The organism is Streptococcus sp. 3613 (genome assembly GCF_013277375.1).
Classification (GTDB): domain Bacteria; phylum Bacillota; class Bacilli; order Lactobacillales; family Streptococcaceae; genus Streptococcus; species Streptococcus pseudopneumoniae.
Genome location: NZ_VMMV01000141.1, coordinates 1 through 1,021 on the forward strand (window position 1 = coordinate 1; position 1,021 = coordinate 1,021).

Below are 1,021 nucleotides of genomic sequence, written 5' to 3' on the forward strand. Positions count from 1 at the left end.
TCAAGAAAAATCACCAAATCCCTCGTATCATCAATCAAAAAATTGCTCAAAAGTTAATTGAAAAGATTTCTATGACTGATATTGACCATCAGCTTTCCATCTCAACTTCAACTGTCATTCGAAAGCTCAATGACTTCCACTTTGAGTGTAATTTTAGAAATCTGCCTAAGATTATGTCTTGGGACGTTGAAACAGTCCAGGGAGTGACTGTTTCAATCGGGAGATGGAGATGAGCTTCATTGCGCAAGATTTTGATAAGCTCAATATCATCACTGTTCTTGAAGGTAGAACACAAGCCGTCATTCGAGATCACTTTCTTAAATATGATAGGGTCGTCCGATGTCGAGTGAAAATTATTACTATGGATATGTTTAGTCCTTATTATGCCTTGGCTAAACAGCTTCGCTTTCAAATTTCTAGGCTCAGGCTGAAACAGTCTCCCAGACTGTTTCACTCCCGAATGCTAAAATCGTTCTGGATCGCTTTCACATTGTGCAACATCTTAGCCGTGCTATGAGTCGTGTCCGTGTCCAAATTATGAATCAGTTTGAACGAAAATCCCATGAATACAAGGCTATTAAACGCTACTGGAAACTCATTCAACAGGATAGCCGTAAACTGAGTGATAAGCGATTTTATCGTCCTACTTTTCGTATGCACTTAACCAATAAAGAGATTTTAAACAAGCTTTTGAGCTATTCGGAAGACTTGAAACACCACTATCAGCTCTTGCTTTTTCACTTCCAGAACAAGGAGCCAGACAAATTTTTCGGACTTATTGAGGACAATCTAAAGCAGGTTCATCCTCTTTTTCAGACTGTCTTTAAAACCTTTCTAAAGGATAAAGAAAAGATTGTCAATGCCCTTCAACTACACTATTCTAACGCAAAATTGGAAGCCACTAATAATCTCATCAAGCTTATCAAGCGCAATGCCTTTGGTTTTCGGAACTTTGAAAACTTCAAAAAACGGATTTTTATCGCTCTGAACATCAAAAAAGAACGTAAGCGCGTCATAACAA

At 38.1% G+C, this 1,021-nt stretch carries 1 pseudogene; it reads left to right on the forward strand.

Annotated features, from left to right (window positions below):
* Window positions 1-1,021: pseudogene (locus HT708_RS11485) on the forward strand (transposase); the annotation flags it as partial.